Source organism: Arcticibacter svalbardensis MN12-7 (assembly GCF_000403135.1).
GTDB classification, from domain to species: domain Bacteria; phylum Bacteroidota; class Bacteroidia; order Sphingobacteriales; family Sphingobacteriaceae; genus Arcticibacter; species Arcticibacter svalbardensis.
The window spans coordinates 17,233-39,717 of the sequence record NZ_AQPN01000069.1 but is presented as its reverse complement, the minus strand read 5'-3'; the positions used below and the strand labels follow the sequence as shown (position 1 = coordinate 39,717).

24 protein-coding genes are annotated in these 22,485 nt (G+C 39.4%); 10 read left to right on the top strand and 14 right to left on the bottom strand.

The features are described from left to right. Positions 1-64 precede the first annotated feature (64 nt). The 10 genes from ADIARSV_RS22815 to ADIARSV_RS08450 all read right to left on the bottom strand — a co-directional run bounded on the left by ADIARSV_RS22815 (position 65) and on the right by ADIARSV_RS08450 (position 8,791). Positions 65-856, bottom strand: coding sequence for an amidase (locus tag ADIARSV_RS22815; protein WP_262482229.1), 792 nt, complete (start codon positions 854-856; stop codon positions 65-67). A gap of 103 nt (positions 857-959) precedes the next feature. After that, on the bottom strand, positions 960-1,157 hold the full coding sequence (gene tatA / locus ADIARSV_RS08490) for a twin-arginine translocase TatA/TatE family subunit (protein ID WP_040299550.1): 198 nt from the start codon (positions 1,155-1,157) through the stop codon (positions 960-962). 1 nt (position 1,158) lies between these two features. Beyond that, complete coding sequence (locus tag ADIARSV_RS23010; protein ID WP_016195051.1) at positions 1,159-1,482, bottom strand: Sec-independent protein translocase subunit TatA/TatB; 324 nt, start codon at positions 1,480-1,482, stop codon at positions 1,159-1,161. A gap of 82 nt (positions 1,483-1,564) precedes the next feature. After that, positions 1,565-2,824: a murein hydrolase activator EnvC family protein gene (locus ADIARSV_RS08480; protein ID WP_016195050.1), complete on the bottom strand. Its 1,260-nt coding sequence runs from the start codon at positions 2,822-2,824 to the stop codon at positions 1,565-1,567. 18 nt (positions 2,825-2,842) lie between these two features. Beyond that, positions 2,843-3,628 (bottom strand): DUF4292 domain-containing protein, encoded by a 786-nt coding sequence (locus ADIARSV_RS08475; protein WP_016195049.1) that lies wholly within the window; start codon positions 3,626-3,628, stop codon positions 2,843-2,845. Next, positions 3,606-5,333: a tetratricopeptide repeat protein gene (locus ADIARSV_RS08470; protein ID WP_016195048.1), complete on the bottom strand. Its 1,728-nt coding sequence runs from the start codon at positions 5,331-5,333 to the stop codon at positions 3,606-3,608. The genes ADIARSV_RS08475 and ADIARSV_RS08470 overlap by 23 nt, the downstream gene beginning before the upstream one ends. Before the next feature lie 3 nt (positions 5,334-5,336). Next, the gene (dut, locus tag ADIARSV_RS08465; protein WP_016195047.1) at positions 5,337-5,768 is read right to left on the bottom strand and encodes a dUTP diphosphatase; all 432 of its coding nucleotides are present in this window, start codon (positions 5,766-5,768) and stop codon (positions 5,337-5,339) included. Positions 5,769-5,783: 15 nt separating this feature from the next. Next, positions 5,784-7,295 (bottom strand): lipopolysaccharide biosynthesis protein, encoded by a 1,512-nt coding sequence (locus tag ADIARSV_RS08460; protein ID WP_016195046.1) that lies wholly within the window; start codon positions 7,293-7,295, stop codon positions 5,784-5,786. 11 nt (positions 7,296-7,306) lie between these two features. Continuing rightward, on the bottom strand, positions 7,307-7,588 hold the full coding sequence (locus ADIARSV_RS08455; protein WP_016195045.1) for an acylphosphatase: 282 nt from the start codon (positions 7,586-7,588) through the stop codon (positions 7,307-7,309). A 24-nt stretch (positions 7,589-7,612) separates the two neighbouring features. Next, a complete protein-coding gene (locus ADIARSV_RS08450; RefSeq protein ID WP_016195044.1) occupies positions 7,613-8,791 on the bottom strand; it encodes an amidohydrolase family protein in 1,179 nt (392 codons plus the stop codon). A 101-nt stretch (positions 8,792-8,892) separates the two neighbouring features. On the opposite strand from ADIARSV_RS08450, the gene rlmN reads away from it, so the two are divergent. Together rlmN and ADIARSV_RS08440 are read left to right on the top strand one after the other, a co-directional pair. After that, a complete protein-coding gene (gene rlmN, locus ADIARSV_RS08445; RefSeq protein WP_016195043.1) occupies positions 8,893-10,017 on the top strand; it encodes a 23S rRNA (adenine(2503)-C(2))-methyltransferase RlmN in 1,125 nt (374 codons plus the stop codon). Positions 10,018-10,024: 7 nt separating this feature from the next. After that, positions 10,025-10,726: a ComF family protein gene (locus ADIARSV_RS08440; RefSeq protein WP_016195042.1), complete on the top strand. Its 702-nt coding sequence runs from the start codon at positions 10,025-10,027 to the stop codon at positions 10,724-10,726. Between the two features lie 266 nt (positions 10,727-10,992). On the opposite strand, the gene ADIARSV_RS08435 is transcribed toward ADIARSV_RS08440, so the two are convergent. Genes ADIARSV_RS08435 through ADIARSV_RS08425 form a run of 3 tightly spaced genes read right to left on the bottom strand, consistent with a single transcriptional unit; the run spans position 10,993 to position 13,478 of the window. After that, a complete protein-coding gene (locus ADIARSV_RS08435; RefSeq protein ID WP_040299548.1) occupies positions 10,993-11,403 on the bottom strand; it encodes a response regulator in 411 nt (136 codons plus the stop codon). Positions 11,404-11,427: 24 nt separating this feature from the next. Then, the gene (gene glyA / locus ADIARSV_RS08430; protein WP_016195040.1) at positions 11,428-12,699 is read right to left on the bottom strand and encodes a serine hydroxymethyltransferase; all 1,272 of its coding nucleotides are present in this window, start codon (positions 12,697-12,699) and stop codon (positions 11,428-11,430) included. Further along, on the bottom strand, positions 12,699-13,478 hold the full coding sequence (locus ADIARSV_RS08425; RefSeq protein WP_016195039.1) for a segregation and condensation protein A: 780 nt from the start codon (positions 13,476-13,478) through the stop codon (positions 12,699-12,701). The genes glyA and ADIARSV_RS08425 overlap by 1 nt, the downstream gene beginning before the upstream one ends. 119 nt (positions 13,479-13,597) lie before the next feature. On the opposite strand from ADIARSV_RS08425, the gene dxs reads away from it, so the two are divergent. The 3 genes from dxs to ADIARSV_RS08410 all read left to right on the top strand — a co-directional run bounded on the left by dxs (position 13,598) and on the right by ADIARSV_RS08410 (position 16,548). Next, on the top strand, positions 13,598-15,526 hold the full coding sequence (gene dxs / locus ADIARSV_RS08420) for a 1-deoxy-D-xylulose-5-phosphate synthase (RefSeq protein WP_016195038.1): 1,929 nt from the start codon (positions 13,598-13,600) through the stop codon (positions 15,524-15,526). Between the two features lie 147 nt (positions 15,527-15,673). Further along, positions 15,674-16,147 (top strand): transcription elongation factor GreA, encoded by a 474-nt coding sequence (greA, locus tag ADIARSV_RS08415; RefSeq protein ID WP_016195037.1) that lies wholly within the window; start codon positions 15,674-15,676, stop codon positions 16,145-16,147. 2 nt (positions 16,148-16,149) lie between these two features. Beyond that, positions 16,150-16,548, top strand: coding sequence for an HIT family protein (locus tag ADIARSV_RS08410; RefSeq protein ID WP_016195036.1), 399 nt, complete (start codon positions 16,150-16,152; stop codon positions 16,546-16,548). Between the two features lie 49 nt (positions 16,549-16,597). On the opposite strand, the gene ruvC is transcribed toward ADIARSV_RS08410, so the two are convergent. After that, a complete protein-coding gene (ruvC, locus tag ADIARSV_RS08405) occupies positions 16,598-17,167 on the bottom strand; it encodes a crossover junction endodeoxyribonuclease RuvC (RefSeq protein WP_016195035.1) in 570 nt (189 codons plus the stop codon). An 83-nt stretch (positions 17,168-17,250) separates the two neighbouring features. On the opposite strand from ruvC, the gene ADIARSV_RS08400 reads away from it, so the two are divergent. From ADIARSV_RS08400 to gcvT, 5 genes are all read left to right on the top strand, one after another. Then, positions 17,251-18,225 (top strand): lysylphosphatidylglycerol synthase domain-containing protein, encoded by a 975-nt coding sequence (locus tag ADIARSV_RS08400; protein ID WP_040299547.1) that lies wholly within the window; start codon positions 17,251-17,253, stop codon positions 18,223-18,225. Between the two features lie 13 nt (positions 18,226-18,238). Beyond that, positions 18,239-19,339 (top strand): glycosyltransferase family 2 protein, encoded by a 1,101-nt coding sequence (locus ADIARSV_RS08395; RefSeq protein WP_016195033.1) that lies wholly within the window; start codon positions 18,239-18,241, stop codon positions 19,337-19,339. Positions 19,340-19,345: 6 nt separating this feature from the next. Next, positions 19,346-20,659 carry a PP2C family protein-serine/threonine phosphatase gene (locus ADIARSV_RS08390; RefSeq protein ID WP_016195032.1) on the top strand — a complete coding sequence of 438 codons (1,314 nt, stop codon included), beginning with the start codon at positions 19,346-19,348 and terminating at the stop codon, positions 20,657-20,659. Then, on the top strand, positions 20,660-21,286 hold the full coding sequence (locus tag ADIARSV_RS08385; protein ID WP_016195031.1) for a ribonuclease HII: 627 nt from the start codon (positions 20,660-20,662) through the stop codon (positions 21,284-21,286). A 122-nt stretch (positions 21,287-21,408) separates the two neighbouring features. Next, positions 21,409-22,485 (top strand): glycine cleavage system aminomethyltransferase GcvT, encoded by a 1,077-nt coding sequence (gcvT, locus tag ADIARSV_RS08380; protein WP_016195030.1) that lies wholly within the window; start codon positions 21,409-21,411, stop codon positions 22,483-22,485.

Here is a 22,485-nt window from a genome sequence, read left to right as displayed (position 1 = left end):
GTCTTGTAGTTTTTTATAGTGGCTTCGGAAAGTGCCTTTACTTCAGGATCGAGTCCCTCCGAATTCAGTGTTTCCGGTAAATATGCAATTCGTTTTTTCCTTCAAAAGTAAGTTCCTGCGAATACAGTGGAACGGGTTTGGTAGAAGAGGTGCTATCGTAATCGTCGTGCCCTGCAATGACTTCCATAATCAGGGCTGTATCTTCAACCGAGTTGGTTAAAGGACCAACCTGATCAAATGAAGAAGCGTAGGCCACAATACCATGCCGGGATACACGTCCATAGGTGGGTTTGAGTCCTACTATACCGCAAAAAGAAGCGGGCTGCCTCACTGAACCACCTGTATCAGTTCCTAGTGCGGCCATGCATAATCCTGCCTGCACAGCTACCGCAGAGCCTCCTGATGAGCCTCCGGAAACCTTCGTGTTATCTGCATAGTTCTTCACCGGCCCGAAATAAGAGTTTTCATTAGAGCCGCCCATTGCAAATTCGTCACAATTCAGTCGGCCAATAATGATCACATCTTCTGCGAGCATGCGTTCTACTACGGTAGAGGAAAATATAGAGACATAATTTTCAAGAATCTTTGATCCGGCAGATACGCCGTGATCCTTGTAGCAGATCAGATCTTTGATCCCTATTACCATGCCGGCAAGTTTTCCTGCCGTCCCGTTCATGATTTTCTCATTTACGGTCAGCGCCAGGTCCAGTGCTTCCTGCTCATATACTTCTATGAAAGCATTTAAATGAGCTTCTTCCTGAATTCTTCGCAGGTAATGTTCTACTACTGTTGTTAAATTGAGTTTACCCTTTTTGATCTTTAACTGTAAGACATTTAAAGGAATATACGGTTCCATGGCGTGAAGGTACATAATTCCATTAAACTGAAAAACCCCATATCCTGCATTTTTTGCATTATATGGGATAATCTGTTAATAAAAGAAGTTTTTATTAAGAATCTTAATACTTTTTGGGGTCGTTTTCTTTAACAGCATCTGTACCGTCGCCGTCTTTACCTTCTTTAAATTCCTTAACGCCTCTTCCTAGTCCGCGCATTAACTCAGGGATTTTCTTACCGCCAAAAAGTAGCAGTAAAGCAACCACGATGAGTATAATTTCGGGTGCTCCCAATCCAATTAATAAAATTGTGTTTACCATGTTAAAGATTTATATGAGGTTTCTCAGTCTGTTGAAATGGGGGTATCGGTGCTGCAATAGTCTCCGGTATTTCATTTTGAGGAGTTGTTGGCTCCGCGTATTTATTTTCCGTTTCAACTTGCATTGTGTCACTCACATCGTTGATATTACGCTGAATTTCCCGTTTAACGCCATCTGATGCGTCTTTAAATTCGCGAATACCTTTACCTAGTCCTCTAGCAAGTTCGGGTAATTTCTTACCCCCGAACAAAAGCAGGATGGCGAACATGATTAACATGAGTTCTGGTGTGCCCATATTAAGGAATAATAATACTGAAGTCAGCATGATCTAAATGTTTAAAATACAAATATATAATAAAATCAAACGCCAATTGTTTACGCTTATTATTAAATGACCTGAATTTGATTTAGTTGGCCAACCAGGCTTCCGGATTCATTGGCGTACTGCCTTTCCATATCTCTAAATGCACGTCAGAGCTTCCATCCGAAGGGTCACTCGCAACTGTTCCTATACCTTGTTTCACACTAACTTTTTGTCCCTTTGATACATTCACAGAGCGTAGATTAGTATAAACAGTAAAGTATTCCCCATGACGGATGATGATTGCACTCGAGGAACCCATGTTCAGCACACTGGTTACTGTACCGGCAAATATAGCGCGGACGCCTGCCCCTTCATTGGTCTGGATGTTGACTCCATTGTTTTCTGTAGACACATTTCCAATGTTATGTCTTCCAAATCGTTCTACAATTGTTCCATTAGCTACCGGCCATGGAAGACTTCCCCGATTCCCGGTAAAATCAGAAGTCATTTTCGCAGATTCTGGAGTTGCAGACAATACCTTGGTACCTGTGGCTACTGGTTTAGCAACCACATCATCTCCTTTAGCAGCAGCAGCCTTTGCCGCAGCAGCAGCCAATGCCGCAGCTTTTCTTCGTTCTGCTTCTATTTCACGGCTAATCGCATTTTGGATCGCCCTGTTAAGTCGTGCTGATTCTTTTTGTTTTTGCGAAAGTTCCTGCCTCAGTTCTTTTTCCTGCTTGCTTAGTTTGCTGAGTTGTACCGATTGATTACTTTTTTCTTTTCCTAAAGTTATCTTTTCTTTTTCCTGATCCTGAAGCAAAGTGCTTTTTTCCCTTTTGTTATGATCGAGCTGCACAATCTTATACCCCAGATCTTTTTGTGTCTGCTGGATGTAATTGGCTTGCTTTCTTCGGTAGTCGCCAAATTGCTGTAAATATTTTAATCGTTTATAGGCCTGGTTAAAATCGGTTGACGCAAAGATAAACATGAGTTTACTATACGAACTTTGATTTCTGAAGGCAAAGAGGATCATAGCTGCATACTCCTTTTTCAACCTGTTTAACTGGCTCTGAAGGGAACGTACGTTATTGGAGTTTTCTGATATCTGATTGTCCAGGAGCCGAACTTCCGAATTAATGGTCGAAATCTTTTCCTGGCGAAGTCTGATCTGCGCATTTAACGCATTAATTTGCCGGAGTGACAAACGTTTATTATTAACAACCTTATTTTGCGATTTCCGCAGCATCTCAATCTCGCGTGTAAGCGATTCTTTACGCCGTTTTAATTCTGAACTGCTTTGTGCGAAAGTTGTTCCTGCAATTAGTATAAATGTGAAGATGAAGAAAACCCGAATCAAACTCATGGGCACAAATCTATTTAATTAATCCTTTACTGTAAACCTTTTAGGGACACTGAATGGAAAATCCAGCGATTCATTTACAGAAACACTGGTATATTTTAAATCAATCTTGATATTCCTGTTCGTTGCATTGGAGCTCAAATTGATAGAATAGGGAAGTTTGCGTCCGTTTACTGCTTGAAAATCAGCATATTTCGCAATCAGGCGCTGGCCTTTAGGATCCTGCAATGTGTTTTCAACTACTTTATTATTCGCATTCATGATCAGCTTATAAAGCATCCCACTCAGGGCAGAAGTAATTTGAGTTTGATTTTCATGGACGCTGAAAACGGAAGATTCGGTCACTGTACCTTCAATGGCATTCCCTAAAAACAAATTCTGAAGCGTACTGAAAGTGATTTGTTTATTGGCATATTGGTAAATATAGCTGAAGGGTTTTGCCGTATACAAGCCCTGTATGCGGTTTAATACCTTAATACTATCCGGCGTAATGAGTACACGTGCCACTTCAATGCCTGCTATAGCAGTAACAGAAATCCAGATAATGCTTTTATTCTGCATCCTGATATTCATACTGACATCATTGGAATTGGTATTGATCATTAAACCCACTTTTGATTTCGCTGATAGGGTATTAAATTCAAATGCACTGGAGTTTATGGCCGCAATTACAGCCGATTTATTGCTGGTCACTTTCACCACAGGTGGTACTACTGCCGGTTTAACTTCCTTCCTTGTCTTGCAACCAAAACCTGATAAGATTACACTTAACAGAACAAGGATTTTAATCTGTGTATTTCTTTTCATTTATTTTCTTATCCAAAATTGCTGATTTGACACCTAATTCTTTTGCTTTAATCCAATTTTCTAAAGCTTGTTCTTCCTGTTTCAGATGAAACAAAATATCGCCGTAATGTTCTAACTGCACACCGTTATCTTTGTTGTTTTTTATTGCTTTTTCCATCCATATCCGTGCATCGTCATACTTTTTCTGTTTAAAAAGCACCCAGGCATAAGTATCCTGGAAGGAGGCATTTTCAGGCTGAAGTTCATTGGTTTGTTTAGACATTTCGGCAGCTCTTTCCAAACGCTCGTCCCTTAACGATAAAAAGTAAGCATAATTGTTTAATGCAAATGCATTTATAGGATCCAGTTGAAGCGCTTTATCAAAGGCAGCATCAGATTCTTTGTATTTTTTTAAGCTGTTTAAGGAATTCGCCATACTGGCATAGACCTGCGACTGATACACAGCATTTTCGGGATCAATGCTTGCGGCTTTTAGGAAGTTGACAATTGCTTTTTCATGATTATTTTGACCCGCATAGGCTATGGCGGTAAACAAGTACAAGGGCGATCGCTCAGGGAATAACACCAATGCCTCTTCCCCATCTTTAATCACAGCGTTATAATTGCCTTCAGCAGTTTCAATCTGTAATAATTGCTCCCAAACCTGGAATACATTTTTGTTTAATTTTAAAGCTTCTTTATAGGCTGTTTTTGCTCCGGTAAAGTTATCTGATTGTGCTTGTAAATCGCCAAAAATTGCAAAGCCTTTTGGGTCGGCAGGATGCATTTGGGTCGTTAACAATGCCAAAGTGGTTGCTTCGGTTAAGGAAGTTGGATTTTTTAACTTTGGAAAGTACGACAGTATAATTTGCATTTTAATATCAATATCCACTTCAGGGTCGGATATCACCTTTTTTAATTCAGTGAAAGCTTCGCTGTCTTTTCCGTCAGATCGGTAGATATCTGCCATAAGCAGAATCACATAAGGGTTTTGTGCATCTACCTCATGTGCTTGTTTTAATACCGTTAATGCTTTGTATTTTGCGTTTGTTTTGATGTATAATTCACTTATTGCTAAATAATTACTCACATTAGATGGATCTTTCTTAATTGATTCCTTTAAGGAAGCTATTGCTTTCAACGGGTCATCCTGATTAATAACCAGACGTTGTTTTAGTGTTTCTAAATCAGCCGAAGGACCAAAACGGGTTTCTATGGCCTGATAGGTAAGTTGCGCTTCTTTCGTCTTTTTTAACAGCACATAGGCGTTTGCCTTGTCCAGGTAATAGATTTGCGAATCAGGATCTATCCGGATCAGGTTATCCAGTACAGCGGGCAGTTTATCAATTTTTTGTTTCTGTTTATAAATATCTGATAAGAGCAGGAAATACCATTTATTATCAGGATTGGCATCCGTAGCTTTTTTTGCATATTCTTCTGCCAGGTCATCTTTCTGCTGGGCGCGGTATAGATTACTGAGTTCGTACAAAGCGGCATCATTCAAAGGGTCTTTTTTAATCACCTCTTTGAAATACACTTCTGCCTGATCTGATCTGCCCGATGTTTTTTCTTTAAGCCCGGCAAAAAAATCGTTTCTTACTTCAATGCTGTCAATGCCGCTTAACACCTTTGCAGGTGATGGACTGCCTTTTTTGTTTTTAACCTGCGAATAGCTGAACCCTGCTGAGCAAAGGGCAAAGGCAATAAGAAACGTTTTCTTTAACATGTATTATACCCCTGTATGTCCGTAACCTCCAGCGCCACGGTTTGTTTCATTTAAAATAGTTGCATTTTTCCAAAGAACCTGTTCATGTCTGGCAATAATCATCTGAGCAATACGGTCTCCACTCTTAATCTGGAAGTCTGTATCTGATAAATTGATCAGCAAGATCTTAAGTTCCCCCCTGTAATCAGCATCAATAGTTCCCGGTGAATTTAATACCGTGATGCCATATTTAAGTGCCAAACCGCTTCTTGGGCGAATCTGAGCCTCAAAGCCCTGTGGTAATTCAATGAATAAACCAGTTGGGATCAGCATACGTTGAAAAGGCTTTAAAGTAAGTTCTTCAGTAATAAAAGCCCTTAGATCCATTCCGGCCGAAAAAGCCGTTTCATATGCTGGTAATTGATTATTTGATTTATTGATTACTTTAACGTTCATGTGTATGGTATAGTATTAATGTATGTTACCTGTGATTATTTTGCGCAAATCTGTTCTTTCTACATAAGCGAGGCCTGCTGCAAATGCGATGAATAAGATGTTGCCGGCAATTAAATTCCTGTTTAAAAAATGATAGGATATGATGACAATTATTACCGCTGTACTTAAGTAGACGAGTGCCTTCTTCACGTCGTAGGGTATTGGGTAATGTTTTTGTCCCATTAAATAGGACATCACCATCATAGTCGTATAGGCAGTAAAGGAAATCCAGGCGGAAGCGATATAGCCATATTTTGGAATAAAGAGCACGTTTAATACGATGGTTAGAATGGCTCCTATTCCTGATATATATAACCCAAACCGGGTTTGATCGGATAGCTTATACCAGATGGATAAATTCATATAGATTCCCAGGCTGACATATCCTAAAAGTAGAATGGGGATGATTTTTAATCCTGACCAGTATAATTCGCGCTGAACCGGATTGTCTGATCCGATAAAATGCTTCAGTATTTCAATATTTGCTGCTATTCCTACAAAAATCAGGGAAATGGCCATGATGAAATAATTCATAATTTTGCTGTAGGTCTCTCCTGAGTTTTTATTTTTAGCATGGCTGAAAAAGAAAGGTTCTGCTCCTAGCCGGAAAGCCTGAATGAAGATACTTAGGAAAATAGCGATCTTCCCACATGCCCCATAGATGCCGGCTTCCTGAGCTCCAATGTTAGGAGGCAGAAGTTCTTTTAAAAAGATTTTATCCGAATTTTCATTGATGATAAAGGACAGGTTAGCGATCAGTACCGGAAAACTGTAGCTCAGCATATCCAGGATCAGTGGTTTATCAAAACTGAACTTTAATTTTCTGAATTCAGGCAATAAAAATAATAAGGTCAAACAGCTGGCTATCAGATTGGAGATGAAAACATACCCTAACCAGCCTTCACGATACCAAGGGGTAAAGTAGTCTGCCAGAAATCCCTTACTGGCAATAATATCAGGAATGGTAACGAGTAGAAAAAGGTTGAATCCGATAAAAGATAAGATGTTAAGCACCCGGATCATGCCAAAGCGCAAGGGACGTCCATCTGCTCTGAGTCGTGCAAACGGAATCACACTCAGGGAATCAACCACCAGAATCAGGATGAAAAACCGGATATACTGTTCGTAATCAGAAAGACTGGTGGTATCGTCGCTCAACATCCATAAGGCAATGTTTCCTGAAAATACAAACGCAATAACCAGAAAAATGGAGCATAGAAACAAAATAATAATAAACGTATTGCTGTATACTTTTTCTTTGTCCTGCCCTGGTTTGTTCAGGTACCTGAAAAAGGTAGTTTCCATGCCAAATGCTAAAACTGCATTTAATATGGATGCCCAGGCATACATATTAATAAATACACCATAAACTTTTGTTGGATAAAGTTTTACATATAGTTTGGTGAGCAGGAAACTAAGGACACGGGATAGTACTGTGCTTAGTCCATAAATAACAGTTTGTCCGGCAAATTTTTTTAAGGTTGACAATTACAGATCGTTTATATACTATGTTTTTTTACGACCTCAAAGTTAAGGTAGTTTTTTAATTCACCTTCTGTAACTTCTACTTTTTCTACAATGGCCCTATCGGGACCTGTTTTGCACCAGTCTACCAGGAAATCGAGTGAAAACTTGTCACCCTCGGCTTCGATATAAACAGTACCATCTTTTTCGTTTTTAATCAGTCCTGTAATCGACAATTGATTTGCAATTGCCTTTGTTGCCGCCCTGAAAGATACACTCTGAACCTTTCCATAGAGGATGATTGTTATATGTTTCATCTGTAAATTAGCGCTGTTAACCTGTTAAACAATTTTCTGCACGCTAGAAGCGTCACTGAGCTGTAGTCCTTCTGCCTGAGTAATTAAATTAATACCCGGACTCTTACCTACCGTGAAACTTCCGAAATTAGCATCGATATTTAAAAACCTTGCTCCATTAATAGTTGCCCATTTAATAGTTTGCTCCAGGTTCAGGGAGGGGAAGTAATGATGCAGGGTCTTTAACTCAGAAAGAATGCACAAATCATCATTGGAAGCCAGGCTATCCGTTCCCAGGGTTATTACCAGATCATTCTTAATAAAAAGATCAACCTTAGGAAGTGTATTTTCAATATATAAGTTTGCGTTGGGACAAAAACACCAGAAGACATCCCTGTCAGTGCGTTTGGTAGAATAAATATCTTTCAAAGTGGTATATGTATTATGTACCAGCAGAATTTTCTGCTTTTTTGAAAGATGAGGTAAAATAGATTGTATCGAACTTCTTGCCTGTGCTTTAAAGAAATCTATATTCAGATCCATGCCCTTGTAGAAATCAAGAAAGAGTCCTTTCTTATAGCGGAAAAGTGAGTTCTCTTCTTCACTTTCCTGATTGTGAATAGACATCAGACTTTCGGATTGTCCGCAAAAGTGACCGATAAAACGTAATAGTTCTTTCGATATCGAGTAGGGAGCATGGGGAACAATCGAAGATTTTAAAGGCGTAAAGGATTCATTAAGTTCAACAGCCGAACGGAAGATATTTTTTGCTTTTTCCGGATTAAAGCCCATTGCTTCTACAAAGGTATGATATAGAATAGTGCTTTTTAGCTTCACATCGCGCGAATCAATCGTGTTAGATACATCTCCAACGGCAACAATACCATTATCCACCATGCGCTGATCAGCAATTTGCATGGCTTCCATATAGTCATCGGTACGCGATCTGCTCTTGCTCATTACCTCTTGTATAAAAGGAATAAGTCCCTTTTGCTTATCCATCTTTCCCTTTAACCAGGAAAGTTCCAGATGGCAATGGGTATTAATAAATCCCGGAACCAGGATGCCCTTGAAACGTTTTACGATTGAGGTGTCGGATAGCTTTAACTCGTCTTCTTCATAGATGCCCTGAATGACATTATTGTCATCCAACTCGAGATATCCATTTTGGATAGACGGCCCGGATGCGGTAAGAATATAGTCTGCCGAATAATAAGTATTCATATATAAGGGATAAACGAATTATTCTGCATGGGATGAATGTTTGTTGTTATTAATTTCTTAAAACAATAATACGAATTTATTAAATGGAGTTTTTAATTTATATGAAATTCATTTCAATTGCAGGATCCTTGCAGTATGATTATAATGATGCTCAGATTATTAAGTACATTTGCACTGTGAATGAGATTGTTGAAAAAAAAGAGATTAGAAATCTTTCTATTGAGGATTTAAAAGGGCTTCTTGCTGTTGAAGGTGAGCCGGCTTTTAGAGCTAAACAAATTTTGGAGTGGTTGTGGATGAAATCTGCCAGAACTTTCGACGAGATGAGTAACCTGCCGAAGGCGTTGCGTGAAAAACTCAATAACAGATTCACTATTAATGCTATAAATATTCATCAGTCTCAACATAGTTCAGACAAGACGATTAAAAACACCTTCCGGTTATTTGATAATAACATCATAGAAGGGGTATTGATTCCTACTTCGGAACGCATGACTGCATGTGTGAGCTCTCAGGTGGGTTGTAGTTTATCCTGTAAGTTTTGTGCCACGGGTTATATGGACCGGAAGCGAAATCTCGATGCAGGTGAAATCTACGATCAGGTTGTACTCATCGATCAGCAGGCAAAGGCCAATTACGACATCCCTCTTTCTAATATTGTGTATATGGGAATGGGTGAGCCGCTGTTAAACTATGCAAATGTAATGCGATCGATTGATAGGCTGACTGCTGAAGATGGCTTAAATATGTCGCCAAAGCGAATTACCGTTTCTACTGCAGGAATCGCGAAGATGATTAAAAAGCTTGGCGACGACCAGGTTAAGTTTAATCTGGCTCTTTCTCTTCATGCCGCAAATGATACCAAGCGAAATGAGATTATGCCCATTAATGAGCAGAATACCTTGAAGGCACTTGCCGAAGCGTTAAAATACTATTTCTTAAAAACCAAGAATCCCGTTACCTACGAATATATCCTGTTTGATAACTTTAACGATAGCTTAGAAGATGCGGCTGAACTGGCTAAGTTCTGCAGACATATTCCCTGCAAGGTGAATATCATTGAATATAATCCTATATCATTTGCCTCTTACACAAATTCCGAAGAAGATAAAACAGAAGCTTTTGCTGCTTTTTTAAAGAAACAAGGGGTGATTACGAATATAAGGAGAAGTAGAGGGAAAGATATTGACGCGGCTTGCGGACAGCTTGCCATAAAAGAAAGCTAACCTGCATATGCTTCATGTGGTTAAACAATATGCGGATGATTTTCTTTCCCTGTTTTTCCCTCAAGTATGTTGTGCCTGTGGAAAACACTTGGTTGCGGATGAAAATCTGCTTTGTACGGCATGTATCTACAATTTACCTTATACCAATTTTCACCTGCAACCCGATAACCCGGTAGCCCGCCAGTTTTGGGGCCGAGTTCCTCTGGTGTATGCAGGGGCCTTTTTCTATTTTCATAAACACACTAATGTTCAGGATTTAATCCATCAGCTGAAATATAAAAATAAGCCGGAGCTTGGTCACCTGATCGGCAGGATGTATGGAAAAGTACTCTATGAACTCGTTCATTCCTCGGGTACAGATCTCCTGATTCCTGTGCCGCTGCATCATTCCAGACTTAAGGAGCGGGGCTATAACCAAAGCTATTGTATTGCGGCAGGCCTTTCTACTGTATTAGAGATCCCGGTATCGGAGCAGTATTTAATTCGACATAAGGCAACAGATACGCAAACGCATAAAAACAGGTTTTCTCGTTTTGAAAACATGACAGAGGTCTTTACCCTGGAGCACGCTCATGAACTGGAAGGAAAACATATTTTGCTGGTTGACGATGTGGTTACTACCGGGGCAACGCTGGAGTCGTGTGCTTCAATGTTGTTGACTATTTCTGGTGTACGTGTTAGTATTGTCAGTATCGCCTTTGCTCATTAGTGTTAATTGAATTTGCTTTAATTAGGAGAAGAAATCCAACTGAACCGCTTTGCGAGCGGACAAGGTGCGGAGGATGTGCGACTTAGGTTCGTATGTTCTGCGTGATAATTAAGATGTAGATTGTATTAAAATTAGATTTTATTTATTTTTAAATAAATAAAACAATTTTCATGTAACATAAACACTCTTTTGTCGTATAAGTATACGAGAGCGTTAATTTAGATAGAAGAAGTCGGAAACCATATTGGTTCCCGGCTTTTTCTTTTTTAGTTCTTATTTAAAGCAGCTTCCTTCAGGAGGTTTGAGATCTTAAGCCTTAATTCAGCTTGTACAAAAGGCTTAATGATGTACCCATCCATTCCCGACAACATAATTTCATCCAGATCATTCTGCATCACAGAAGCTGTTAAAGCGATTATAGGAAGGCTTTTAAACTGACCCTGGTTGTAACTTCTGATTGATCGTGCAGCATCAAATCCATCCATAACAGGCATGTGTACATCCATCAAAATTACATCATATGGCCTGCTTGTCACCTTTTCAACAGCAACCTGACCATTCTCAGCAAATTCTACATGAATACCCCATGTGCTAAGTAGTTTATTAACCACAAATCTGTTAATTTCATTGTCTTCGACAAGGAGGATGTTACCTGTTAATGGAGGTTCTAAATTCATTATGAGCGAGTTGCTTAATCTTTATTATTTATATAAAGGATAATCAGCTACCATTTTTTTAACCTTGGCATTGATTTGCTTCAAACTTTCCTGATTTTCAGGATCTGATAGCACTGCATCAATAAAGTCTACAATAGTTGCCATTTGTTCTTCCTTAAAACCACGTGTTGTAATTGCAGCTGTACCTACACGAATTCCTGAAGTGACAAATGGTGATTTATCATCGAAAGGTACCATATTTTTATTTACGGTGATATCGGCTTGTTGAAGTGCTGCTTCAGCAAGTTTTCCGGTGATATTCTTATTACGCAGGTCAATCAGCATCATATGATTATCTGTACCACCTGATATGATCTGGTAATCACGGGCAACAAATGCTTTGGCCATTGCAGCTGCATTTTTCTTGACCTGAGTGATATATTCCAAATATTCATCGCTCAACGCTTCGCCAAAAGCAATTGCTTTTGCTGCTATAATGTGTTCCAATGGTCCACCCTGTGTGCCTGGGAATACAGCCATATCCAGTAAGGATGACATTTTGCGGATCTCGCCTTTAGGTGTTTTAATTCCCCAAGGATTGTCAAAATCTTTACCCAATAATATCAGACCTCCACGGGGACCTCTCAATGTTTTATGAGTCGTAGTGGTAACTATATGACAATAAGGAAGTGGGTTGTCAAGCAAACCACGTGCAATAAAGCCGGCAGGATGTGAGATATCAGCTAAAACCAATGCACCAATTTTATCTGCTACGGAACGGATAAATTTATAATCCCATTCCCTGGAATAAGCAGAAGCACCGCAGATAATCAGTTTTGGCTTTTCTGCTAAGGCAACTTCTTCCAGCTTTTTATAGTCAATTCTTCCGGTTTCTTTTTCTACGCCATAAAAGAAAGGGGTGTAGATCTTACCGGAAAAGTTAACTGGAGAACCATGTGTAAGATGTCCACCGTGCGACAGGTCAAATCCAAGGATCTTATCTCCTGGTTGCAAAACAGCAAGTAATACGGCTGCATTAGCCTGAGCACCTGAATGTGGCTGAACATTGGCCCATTCTGCATTAAATAGTTTTTTTGCGCGTTCAATAGCAATAGTTTCAATCTCATCTACAACTTCGCAACCGCCGTAATAGCGTTTCCCTGGTAAACCTTCGGCGTATTTGTTGGTAAGAACAGAACCTGCTGCCTCCATCACTTGCTTGCTTACAAAATTTTCGGATGCAATAAGTTCAATACCGCTTTCCTGTCGTTCCTGCTCTTCATCAATGAGTTTGAAAACTACGTTGTCTCTGTTCATTATATATTGTTTAATTGTACATTATTTTCAGAAAAAGGTCTACCTGTTATCCTGAAATCATTAAATAGTGATCCTGTTTGAATGGAAATTAACTGTTGTTGAAGCATTTCGAGTACCGCAAGGAAATTGTAAACAAACTGCACTTTATTATCGGAATGTTTCTTCATGTCCGAAAAGTCAATTTGTTTATTTATTTGCAGCAGCTCGGCAATGACTTTCTTCTGCTGTGCTATGGTATACGGGTATGGAGCGACAGTATGTACAACGGGTGTGTTTTTTGTCTGGTATTTTGCCAGTACTTTTTTATATATAACCAGCAGTTTATATAGGCCCAGGGATGAAAGTTCTTCTGCTGGTTCCGCATTTTCTGTGATCAATGAGAGATCAGCTAAAATATTTCCTCTTCTTGTTAGTTGCATCCGGGACTCTCCGAGCAGGTACAACTTTTCGGAGATCTGTTTAAAATGCTTGTAATCGATCAGTTTTTGAATCAGATCGTGGCGCGTATTCAATTCATTTCCATCCTCATCCGGCTCTTGTCGTGGTAGTAACGTCCTGGCTTTAATGCGCATAAGGGTAGCTGCAACAAATATGAATTCGCTGGCCAACTCTATATTTAAGGCGTTCATTTTCAGCATGTAGGACAAAAAATCATCGGTAATTTTTGCTATAGCGATCTCATGAATATCGAGCTCATCACGCTCGATAAAAAATAGCAAGAGGTCAAATGGACCTTCAAACTGTGCTAACCTGATGTCATAAGTATCCTGATCTATCACAACATTCAAAAATAAAGATTTAATTTGATCTGTAAATTATAAATAAAACAGCTTAGGGCAATAATTTATTAATAATATTGAGTTACTTTGTCGTTTAAATTTTTTTACGCTATTACTGTATGGAAGTAAAGGCTGGGGAGCTACTTGATAAAATTAATTATCCGTCTGATTTAAAATTACTTAACGAAAGTGATTTAGAGAAGGTATCACAGGAATTGCGTCAGTATATTATTGATGTTGTATCGGTAAACGGGGGCCATTTTGGTGCAAGTTTAGGCGTAGTTGAGCTTTCTGTAGCCTTACACTATGTGTTAAATACACCTTACGACCAGCTAGTATGGGACGTGGGACATCAGGCATATGGCCATAAAATCTTAACTGGCCGTAGACCAAAGTTCCATACCAACAGATTATATAAGGGAATAAGCGGTTTCCCGAAACGGGCAGAGAGTGAATATGATACTTTTGGTGTCGGGCATTCGTCTACCTCTATTTCCGCAGCATTGGGAATGGCTGTAGCCTCGCATTATAAGGGGGAAACGGACCGTCAGCATGTGGCTGTAATCGGCGATGGTGCAATGACTGCTGGTCTGGCTTTCGAAGCACTGAACCATGCCGGGATTGAAAACACCAATCTTCTGGTGATCCTGAATGATAACTGCATGTCTATCGATCCTAATGTTGGTGCTTTAAAAGAGTACCTGACCAGGATTGCAACCTCAAGACCTTACAATAAATTCAGAGACGACATATCGCATGTTCTTGGTAAAATATCAGAGCTTGGACCTAATGCGCATAAGACAATTAAAAAGATCGAGAAGAGTATTAAAGGTACTTTACTAAAAGAGAGCAACCTTTTTGAAGCGCTTAATTTCAGATATTTTGGTCCTATTGATGGGCATGATATCAAACAACTTGTTAAAGTTCTAAAAGATTTAAGGAATATTCCGGGGCCGAAAATACTTCATTGTGTAACGGTAAAAGGAAAGGGATATGCACTGGCAGAAAAGGATCAAACGAAGTGGCATGCGCCGGGACTGTTTGATAAAATTACCGGTGAAATCACCAAGTCGGGTAACGATAAACCTCAACCTCCTAAATATCAGGATGTTTTCGGACTTACTATTGTAGAGCTTGCAGAGGTTAATCCAAAGATTATGGGTGTAACTCCTGCTATGCCAAGTGGCAGTTCTTTAAATATTATGATGAAAGCGATGCCTAAGCGGGCATTTGATGTCGGCATTGCTGAGCAGCATGCGGTTACCTTTTCAGCGGGACTTGCTACCCAGGGGATGTTGCCTTTTTGCAATATCTATTCCAGTTTCATGCAAAGAGCTTATGATCAGGTAATTCATGATGTTGCTATACAGAAATTAAACGTAGTGTTTTGTCTGGATCGGGCAGGTATGGCCGGTGCGGATGGAGCAACACATCATGGGGCTTTTGATTTGGCTTACATGAGGTGTATTCCTAATATGATCGTGTCGGCACCCATGAATGAAGAGGAGCTGCGTAATTTAATGTACACAGCACAGCAGGATAATATGGGGCCTTTTTCTATTCGTTATCCAAGAGGGAATGGGGTAATGCAACACTGGCGCCAGCCGATGAAGGCAATTCCTATTGGAAAAGGAAGGAAGCTTTGTGATGGTGAAGAAGTAGCGATTCTTACTATCGGGCATATTGGAAATGAAGCAGTTAAGGCAAGACTGGAGCTTTCTGCTGAAGGTATAAATCCGGCTCATTATGATATGCGTTTTGTAAAACCTATTGATGAAGAATTGCTTCATGAAGTGTTTTCAAAATACAAGAAAATTGTAACCATAGAAGATGGATGCAAGCAGGGTGGAATGGGTTCTGCCGTTTTGGAATTTATGGCTGACCATCGTTATTCCGCTACGGTTATTCGTTTGGGTATTCCTGATCAATTTATTGAACACGGTGACCAAAAGGAACTCTGGGCAGAATGTGGATATGATGCTGCTTCAATTGTGGCAACAATAAAAAAGCTGGCTATTGGGATGATTACTGATAGTATGGCTTGTTAATGGTTTGTAATTTTCATTTAAGGATTAAACCTAATTTGCAATTGTAATAATGTAAATATATATTCGTATTATTAATGGACAAGACTATATCGGCTTTACTGCAGGTGTGGTCTTGTCTTTTTTTATATGGTTTTAAACAAAAAGACAATGTCAGAATTAATATACTATTCTAAGGAAGGATTAGAAAACCTAAAAAAAGAGCTTCATTTTTTAAAGACAGAAGGTCGTTATGCAATAGCAAAGGCAATAGCTGAAGCACGTGATAAGGGAGACCTTTCGGAAAATGCAGAATATGATGCGGCTAAAGAAGCGCAGGGTCATCATGAAGCTAAGATTTCTAAGCTGGAAGGTGTTTATGCGAATGCGCGGTTAATTGATGAATCTAAACTGGATACATCAAAAGTGCTGGCTCTTTCTATCGTGAAGATCAGGAATACCAAAAATGGAGCGGTGATGCAATATCAGTTAGTTTCTGAAACAGAGGCAGATTTAAAGTCTGGCAAAATCTCTGTGAAATCACCTATTGCTAAAGGCCTTTTTGGAAAGTCTGTTGGTGATAAAGTGGAAATTGATGTTCCTGCCGGAAAGGTGGAGTTTGAAGTACTCGAAATATCAAGATAATTATGGCATCTATTTTTTCAAAAATAGCTTTGGGTGAAATTCCTTCGCATAAAGTAGCAGAAGACGAGCATTACCTTGCCTTTTTAGATATCAATCCACTGGTGATGGGTCATGTACTTGTGATCCCTAAAAAAGAGGTGGATTATATTTTTGATCTGGACGATGAGACCTACATTGGGCTTCAGCTGTTTGCTAAAAAAGTAGCGCTAAGTATCAAAAAAGCGATTATTTGTAAGCGGGTAGGGGTAGTTGTGATGGGTCTGGAGGTTCCTCATGCACATATCCACCTGGTGCCAATGAACGCAATGCGGGATCTGGATTTTACATTACCTAAACTCAGTCCATCTGCTGAAGAGCTGGCCGCAACTGCAAAAAAGATTGCACTTGAATTTATTCCCTGATCTTAAGCGAAGAAAAATTTAAATATTAGCCATCTAAAAATCCGGCAGGTTATTTCTTTCTTGCCGGATTATCTTTTACAAAAGCTTCCCAACCTGAATAGGACTTTTTACCAGGTACACTTGCATTTCGCTGAAAGGAATGGCATACCGCAACAGCGAGGCCATCCGTGGCATCTAAAAACTGTGGGGTTTCCGTAAATTTTAATAAACTTTGAAGCATGGCAGCGACCTGTTCTTTGGCGGCATTTCCATTTCCGGTGATCGACTGTTTAATTTTTCGGGGTGCATATTCAAAAATCGGAATGTCTCTTGACAGGGCTGCAGCTATGGCAATGCCCTGAGCGCGTCCAAGTTTGAGCATCACCTGAATGTTTTTACCATAAAAAGGGGCTTCAATAGCCAGGCAGTCCGGATGATACTGGTCTATTAAAGAAATAGTCTTCTCAAAGATCCTTTTTAGCTTCAAAGGATGATCATCCAGATGATCCATCTTGACTACTCCCATACTGATGAGCTCTATGTTACTCTTCACTTCCTTAATCAACCCGTAGCCCATAATTGCAGTTCCCGGATCGATTCCCAGGATCACACGCTCTATGGATTTTTCTTTTTCTAACACCCGGCAATATTACGATGGAAAAATCAAACTTTGTATACGGCTTGTTAACTTTTCCGTAACATTGTACCAAACTTTCAAAACAGTTGAATTCAAATAACAAAAAAGCGATAAGTATTCTTGTCAAGTGTTCTGTACTGATTCTGGCCACCGTATTTATTGTATATAAGCTCAATCATAACACCAACTTAAGCGATTTTAAGAGACTTGTAAGTCAATTGTCTGATAAGCAGGTTTATAGTACGATGGCTGCTTTGTTTCTGCTGATGTTATTAAACTGGTTCCTTGAGTCCTTAAAATGGAAGTTTCTGGTTCAGCATATTGAGCGGATCAGTATTTTGAAAGCGGTGGAGTCTGTATTCTGTGGATTAACATGGGCAATATTTACGCCAAACCGGATAGGTGAGTATGGTGGCAGGATATTTTTTTTAGCGCCACGTAAACGAGTGTTTGGGGCTATAGCCATGGCTGTGGGTGCTGTTGGTCAAATGGTTATTACCAATGTAGTAGGTGCAGTGGCTGTTTTATGGTTTATATGGAACTTTATATCGGTTGATAACTGGCTGTTATATGCCCTTATTCCTGTCGTATTCGTCTTCTGCCTCTTCTTTTTGCTGTTCTATTTCAACATCAAATGGCTCATTAGCTTACTCTCCCGAATTTCCTTCCTGAAGCAATTTAAAAAGTTTTATATGATCCTGGCGCGGTATAGTAAGCGCGACCTGATGATTGTGTTTATTTATGCGATGACCCGATTTATTGTCTTTACTTCGCAGTATTGTTTAGTTATTCACTTACTTATTCCTGAAATTCCTATTTTAGGAATGATCATGATGATTTTTATCCTGTTCTTTGTACAGTCAGCTCTGCCTTCCCTGGATCTTTTGGATGTAGGAGTAAGGGCCATGACTGCCACCTATTTTTTTAGTTTTATCACCCAACACGAAGTTGCAATTATGGCCTCTACTGCTTGTATTTGGTTTATTAATTTAATTATTCCGGCTATTTTAGGTGCTGGCTTCGTCTTTAAGCTTAATTTCTTTGGTACTGCTCGTAATTAGTTTTTTAACCCTGATGCTGACATGTTTGTATGTTTCAGCAATATTATTTCTTAGGAAAGGATGGATTTCAATCCCTCCTTATGTTTCGGTTCAAGGAATTCCCCGAACAAAAGTGAGCATCTTAATAGCAGCAAGGAACGAGGAAGATAAGATTGCTATCACGATTGAAAATATTCTGGCTCAGTCATATCCCGCAGAACTACGGGAGCTGATTGTGGTAGATGATCATTCCAGCGATCGAACCTCCGCTATAATTTTAAGTTACCGGGATAGGGGAGTCCGTTTAATTAAGTTAAATGAAAAGGAAAAGCTTAATTCGTATAAAAAGAAAGCGATATCTGAGGCCATAAATCTGGCTAGTGGTGAATTGATTATTACGACCGATGCGGATTGCAGGATGAAACCGGATTGGCTGAAAGCGATTGTAGGATTTTATGAAGAGACAGGCAGTAAGCTGATTTCTTCGCCTGTCGTATATGCAAACGAAATAAGTTTTTTTGAAAGATTACAAACCCTTGAATTTTTGTACCTGATCGGATTAGGTGCATCCTCCATTGGAAATAAGATGCCATCCACTTGTAATGGTGCTAACTTAGCCTACAAAAAAGAGGTGTTTGTTGAATTGGGTGGATTTAAAGGAATTGACGACCTTGCTTCAGGAGATGATGAACTCTTTTTGCATAAAGTAGCCTCACGTTACCCGGAAAGTATCGGCTTCTGCAAATCAAGCGATGCAATTGTATTTACTGATGCAAAGGCCAGTGTATCGGAATTTATTAGTCAGCGTAAAAGATGGGCCTCTAAAAGTACCCGTTACAAGGATAAAAAGATTGTGGTATTGGGTGTGGCGATATGGTTCTTTAACGTCATGCTGCTGATAAGTATTCTTGCCGGATTTTTTGACCCGAGAAATTGGATTACTGCTTTGCTGGCTTTGGTTTTGAAGGCCCTGGCGGAAATGCTGTTTCTTAAACCGGTTACCCGCTTTGCGCATCGAACAGAACTCCTAAAATATCTTCCATTATTATCGGTTGTACATGTTATTTATATCATTTATATTGGCATAGCGGGAAATTCTGGAAAATATATTTGGAAAGATAGACTTGTTCGTTAATATTTTATGAATTTTGCTGCTCTCTTGGTGCATCAGGAGAGTAAATATCATTTTTTTAACTTTATAATGGCTACTTTGGAAGAAGTGAAGCATATTGAGAATCCCTCTGATAACGAATTAGTTCAAATGCTGTTAAAGCGGCAAGCGGAATTGAACTCATTACTCGAAATTACACTGGCTATTAATAAAAATAGTTCGGCTTCGGTACTTTTTGAAATGCTTAAGATTATTCTGCAGGTTAATCTGAAGGTAGGCAGCATGTTACTCCTTGTAAAAGAGGAAGATCATTTCGATTGTGCTTCGCATTTTGGTAAACCTGTCGATAGCTTTGTCGGTATTCAAAAAATGTGTTCACAGCTAATCATGCTTAAAACCATCACTGCTCTTGCCGAATATGAGATTCCAAATCTTAAAAAGTATGATTATTATGTTCCTGTAAGGCATAATGATACCACGCTTGCCTTTGTTCTGATTGGTGATTTCAATGCCGTTCCGGAATTATTAAGTCACGAACTGAGCTATATTCAAACGCTGCTTAATATTGTGATGGTGGCCCTTGAAAATAAGAAGCTATTTCGGGAGCGGGTACAAAGGGAAAGACTTCAGCGTGATATTGAACTGGCTGGTGAAGTGCAGAATATGCTTGTGCCTTTGCGATTGCCCAAGAGTAAAGCGTATGAAATTGCGGCCACTTATCTGCCTCATGAGAATATTGGTGGCGATTATTTCGATTTTATTCATCTCAATGAAAATGAATTTCTTTGGTGTATTGCTGATGTTTCGGGAAAAGGTGTGTCGGCTGCCTTGCTGATGGCCAATCTGCAGGCCAGTCTGCGTGCCTGGACCTCTGTTGAGCGTGATCTGGGGGAAGTAATCCGCAAGTTAAATGCAGTGGTCACAAATAACACAAAAGGCGAACGTTTCATTACCTTATTCCTGGGGAGATATAATATTATAAGCAGGGAAATGGAATATATAAATGCTGGGCATAATGCACCGGTATTAATTATAGGGGATCAGATTTCCTTTTTGAAAACAGGTACTACGCTTCTGGGGGTTTTTGATGAGCTACCTTTTGTAAACCAGGGTAAGCAGATTATACCTGAAAATTCTTTGATCTTTAATTATACGGATGGACTGATTGAAAGCTTCGAAGAGGATGCTTTTGTGTTGGAGGAAGAGTTAGTAGGTTACGTTTTTAAACATAGTCAGCAAACTGCCGAGCGGGTCAATAAATGCGTTTTAACAGATATTAAAGAGTCAAAAGGGGCTAAAATGAACTCTGATGATGTCACTTTACTTACCTTAAAGATTCATTAAATGTTATTGCCTTATTATCAGGAAGAACAAATTGAAGCAGGTTGTGATGAAGCTGGAAGAGGCTGTCTGGCTGGGCCTGTATTTGCCGCTGCAGTGATCTTACCAAGAGATTTTTACCACGAAATATTAACCGATTCAAAGCAACTTAAAGCAGATGAAAGAGCCGAGCTACGTGTATTTATTGAAAAAAACGCTATTGCCTGGGCTGTCGCCGAAGTAGATCATGAAGAAATAGACCGGATTAATATATTAAATGCTTCCTTTCTGGCCATGCATAAGGCCCTTGATTTGTTGACCCTACGACCTGAATATATACTGGTTGACGGAAACAGGTTTAAGTCCTACCGGGATCTTCCTCATTCCTGCATTGTAAAGGGGGACGGAAAGTTCTTCTCTATTGCGGCAGCATCGATTCTGGCAAAAACCTATCGGGATGATTTTATGCAGGCTATCGCATTGCTGCATCCTGAATATGACTGGTGTAATAATAAGGGCTACCCAACGATCAAACATCGTAATGCTGTTTTGCAGTATGGCTTTTCACCGTATCATCGAAAAACCTTCCGTGTTACAGACCCTCAGCTTGATCTTTTTCGAACGGTACATGTGGAATCAGACACGATTTAAAGACATCGCGCTTTAAAGTATACCCGAAATGCTGATTCATATTTCTATTTTTGCCGTTCAAGATCATTTGTATGCAGAACATTGTTGTGCATATTTGTCCTAACTATACTAATACAGATTTTATGAAAAATACAGCCTTAGTCAATAAACATATCCAACTCGGAGCTAAGATGGTGCCATTCGCAGGATATAATATGCCTGTTCAATATGAAGGAATTACCGCTGAGCATCTTACAGTAAGGAATGCTGTAGGTGTATTTGATGTAAGTCATATGGGTGAATTTATTCTTAAAGGCGACAAAGCCCTTGACTTAATTCAACAGGTAACTTCTAACGATGCTTCTATATTGGTTGATGGAAAAGTACAATATAGCTGTTTGCCTAATGAGGATGGTGGGATTGTAGATGACCTTCTGGTATATCGTATAGATGAAAAGACTTATTTTTTAGTGGTCAATGCTTCCAATATTGAAAAAGATTTAAACTGGATTACCAGGTTTAATACATTTGGTGTTGATATAAAAGACATTTCAGAACGGACATCTTTATTGGCTGTTCAAGGCCCGTTAGCTATTGAAGTATTGCAGAAGTTAACTCCTGTAGACTTGAGCTCAATGGCGTATTATACGTTTAAAAAGGGTGAATTTGCTGGTGTAGACAATGTGCTAATATCAGCAACAGGATATACCGGTGCAGGAGGTTTTGAATTGTATTTCGACAATGAATACGCAGAAAAGATTTGGGACGCGATATTTGAAGCAGGTGCAGCACAAAATATCAAGCCGGTTGGTTTAGGCGCACGCGATACACTCCGCTTAGAAAAAGGTTACTGTTTATATGGAAATGATATCAATGACACTACCTCTCCTTTAGAAGCAGGCTTAGGCTGGATCACTAAGTTTTCTAAAACTTTTACTAATTCTGATGCTTTGAAAGCACAGAAAAAGGCAGGGGTACTTAAAAAACTAGTTGGTTTTGAAATGATTGATCGGGGGATTCCGCGTCATGATTACCCTATCGTAAATGCAGAAGGCCGTGTAATTGGAAATGTTACTTCAGGTACCCAATCTCCCTCTCTTCATAAAGCGATTGGTATGGGTTACGTAGAGTCTGAATATTCAGCCTTAGGATCTGAGATCTTTATTTCCATCCGTAATGCTGCAATAAAAGCAAGTGTTGTTAAATTTCCAGTTATATAA

Excerpts from the sequence above, each read along its gene's own strand:
- ADIARSV_RS22815 (WP_262482229.1), bottom strand. The coding sequence starts at position 856 with ATGGAACCGTATATTCCTTTAAATGTCTTACAGTTAAAGATCAAAAAG.
- tatA (WP_040299550.1), bottom strand. The coding sequence starts at position 1,157 with ATGGTAAACACAATTTTATTAATTGGATTGGGAGCACCCGAAATTATA.
- ADIARSV_RS23010 (WP_016195051.1), bottom strand. The coding sequence starts at position 1,482 with ATGCTGACTTCAGTATTATTATTCCTTAATATGGGCACACCAGAACTC.
- ADIARSV_RS08480 (WP_016195050.1), bottom strand. The coding sequence starts at position 2,824 with ATGAGTTTGATTCGGGTTTTCTTCATCTTCACATTTATACTAATTGCA.
- ADIARSV_RS08475 (WP_016195049.1), bottom strand. The coding sequence starts at position 3,628 with ATGAAAAGAAATACACAGATTAAAATCCTTGTTCTGTTAAGTGTAATC.
- ADIARSV_RS08470 (WP_016195048.1), bottom strand. The coding sequence starts at position 5,333 with ATGTTAAAGAAAACGTTTCTTATTGCCTTTGCCCTTTGCTCAGCAGGG.
- dut (WP_016195047.1), bottom strand. The coding sequence starts at position 5,768 with ATGAACGTTAAAGTAATCAATAAATCAAATAATCAATTACCAGCATAT.
- ADIARSV_RS08455 (WP_016195045.1), bottom strand. The coding sequence starts at position 7,588 with ATGAAACATATAACAATCATCCTCTATGGAAAGGTTCAGAGTGTATCT.
- ADIARSV_RS08450 (WP_016195044.1), bottom strand. The coding sequence starts at position 8,791 with ATGAATACTTATTATTCGGCAGACTATATTCTTACCGCATCCGGGCCG.
- rlmN (WP_016195043.1), top strand. The coding sequence starts at position 8,893 with ATGAAATTCATTTCAATTGCAGGATCCTTGCAGTATGATTATAATGAT.
- ADIARSV_RS08440 (WP_016195042.1), top strand. The coding sequence starts at position 10,025 with ATGCTTCATGTGGTTAAACAATATGCGGATGATTTTCTTTCCCTGTTT.
- ADIARSV_RS08435 (WP_040299548.1), bottom strand. The coding sequence starts at position 11,403 with ATGAATTTAGAACCTCCATTAACAGGTAACATCCTCCTTGTCGAAGAC.
- glyA (WP_016195040.1), bottom strand. The coding sequence starts at position 12,699 with ATGAACAGAGACAACGTAGTTTTCAAACTCATTGATGAAGAGCAGGAA.
- dxs (WP_016195038.1), top strand. The coding sequence starts at position 13,598 with ATGGAAGTAAAGGCTGGGGAGCTACTTGATAAAATTAATTATCCGTCT.
- greA (WP_016195037.1), top strand. The coding sequence starts at position 15,674 with ATGTCAGAATTAATATACTATTCTAAGGAAGGATTAGAAAACCTAAAA.
- ADIARSV_RS08410 (WP_016195036.1), top strand. The coding sequence starts at position 16,150 with ATGGCATCTATTTTTTCAAAAATAGCTTTGGGTGAAATTCCTTCGCAT.
- ADIARSV_RS08395 (WP_016195033.1), top strand. The coding sequence starts at position 18,239 with ATGCTGACATGTTTGTATGTTTCAGCAATATTATTTCTTAGGAAAGGA.
- ADIARSV_RS08390 (WP_016195032.1), top strand. The coding sequence starts at position 19,346 with ATGAATTTTGCTGCTCTCTTGGTGCATCAGGAGAGTAAATATCATTTT.
- ADIARSV_RS08385 (WP_016195031.1), top strand. The coding sequence starts at position 20,660 with ATGTTATTGCCTTATTATCAGGAAGAACAAATTGAAGCAGGTTGTGAT.
- gcvT (WP_016195030.1), top strand. The coding sequence starts at position 21,409 with ATGAAAAATACAGCCTTAGTCAATAAACATATCCAACTCGGAGCTAAG.